Genomic DNA, 1928 nt, shown 5'->3' with positions numbered 1-1928 from the left:
AAAGTGCCGTAGCCGAAGCAGACTTCCGGCAACCGAAGGTTGCCGGAAGGGCAGGGTGTCTTCCGTAAGGAAGAATCCGAAGGGCCTGCAGGCAAAGTCCAGCCCGGAATGCAGTGAACCAGAGGTGGCGGCGATGCTGGGTGACCCGCCGTAAAAACGGGGAAACCTATACGAAATCGTATATCTTACAGGAAAACACACAAAGGGAAATGACCTGCAAGACTCATCGACGTGATTAGGGTCAGGATGGATGGAACAGAAGGTGCAGATAACTGAGGGAAGTCTCGTAGTCTCCTTGACGCAAACGCGAACAAGGTAGGGGCGGTATAACCGAAAGGGAAAACCAAGCCGAAGGGTTGCGAGATGGCGGATCGTTCCGTAGTAGTGAGCAAGTCCGGGCCAATGAAAGCTGGTAACAGTCTGGAGGAGAAAACCCGGATGAGTGTGCGCCTGGAATTTTTTTTTTTTGAAGGCGAGCAGCCAGAGAAAAAAAAGTGGTGCCGCATACCCTGCTCTCACTCCAAAAGAGGAGAGACAGAGGCGAAGGGAACGTGCTTTGTCAAAGACTGTGAGTGTTCGCGAGTGGATATCGTAAGCGCCGTAAACCAGCGAGGGTTTGACCGAGAGGGTGAGTCCCGCCGAGAGCGAGAGAGCGCTTGGGGAATGAGGCAAACTGGCGACCTGAGTACATCCAAGGCAGCAGGAGCGATTGAATTTTTTTTTTTTCTAACACGCAGTTGCCGGGATGGAACAAGAAAGGAATCGATATCTGTAACGGAAACAAGACCAGCCTGGTGAGTAGCGGTAAAGGTGGTGAAACACCAATGAAACCGAAAAGACGTTACTATTCCCTAATCGATAAGGTTTACCAAATGAACAATCTGGACGAAGCCTGGCTGTCGGTGAAAAAGAATCAAGGAAGTGGCGGTATCGATGGTGTCAGCATCGGGATGTATGAGAAGAATGTAAGCACGAACCTAAGGGAACTCCAAAGGTTATTGCAGCAGGGCCGTTACGTTCCCGATCCGGTGAGGCGGCATTACATCGAGAAGGAAAATGGGAAATTAAGACCGCTAGGCATTCCTACGATTCGGGATCGAGTCTGTCAGCAAGCCGTACGCCAAATCATTGAGCCTATCTTTGAAGAGGATTTTTATTACTATAGCTTTGGTTTTCGAGCAGGATATTCGGCGCATCAAGCCATACGTACCATCCGGCGGGCCAAACGTAATGGATATGAACATGTAGTAGACCTGGATATTGTGTCTTTCTTCGATGAAATCCCCCATGAAGGACTCATGGAGAAAGTGCAAGAAAGAATCTCGGACGGAAAAGTACTGACGCTCATTCGCGGGTGGCTGACGTCGGGAGTCATGGAAGATGATCAGTTCCATGAAACAGAAATCGGGTCTCCCCAGGGCGGAGTCATCTCGCCGCTCTTGGCAAACATCTATTTGAATGCGTTCGACTGGGGCATGAAAGAGCAGGGATTTGCCGTAGTCAGGTACGCGGACGATGCCGTAATCCTATGTAAGACAAAGGAACAGGCACAAGAGGCGTATAGGGCAGCAAAGAAGATATTAGAAGAAGAACTGCGACTGCGAATGCACCCGGAGAAAACAAAAGTGGGGGATTTCGTTTTCTGGGATTCGACTTCCGGAGGGATTATATCGCCTTGCCAGACGCGAAAGTGAAGAAATATAAGGATAAAATCCGAAAGGCAACGTGCAGGCAACAAGGAAAGAACCTGGACGGAATGCTGGGGAAGCTAAACGAAATCAGCCGAGGATTTGGAAACTATTTCGGGATAGGAAATGTAAAGAAAAAGTTTGAACGTCTGGATCAATGGACGCGAATGAGGGTGCGAGCCTTTATGCGCAAAAAGAGATCTACGGTGTCAAACCGGCTGATACCAAACAAAGTACTGG

Annotated in this window: 2 protein-coding genes; both read left to right on the top strand. The window is 49.5% G+C overall.

Annotation, left to right across the window (positions count from 1 at the left end):
• The first annotated feature begins 824 nt into the window (after nt 1–824).
• Nucleotides 825–1694, top strand: a complete 870-nt coding sequence (gene ltrA, locus A3848_RS24575) for a group II intron reverse transcriptase/maturase (protein ID WP_074087500.1) — start codon at nt 825–827, stop codon at nt 1692–1694.
• The coding region (locus tag A3848_RS24570; RefSeq protein ID WP_305953445.1) for a group II intron maturase-specific domain-containing protein at nt 1691–1928 on the top strand (238 nt) is incomplete at its 3' end. The genes ltrA and A3848_RS24570, both read left to right, overlap by 4 nt.

Origin of the sequence: Paenibacillus sp. P32E (assembly GCF_001909085.1) — a bacterium.
GTDB classification, from domain to species: domain Bacteria; phylum Bacillota; class Bacilli; order Paenibacillales; family Paenibacillaceae; genus Paenibacillus_AQ; species Paenibacillus_AQ helianthi.
The sequence above is the reverse complement of the archived record's forward strand: the minus strand, read 5'-3'. Positions and strand labels throughout refer to the sequence as shown.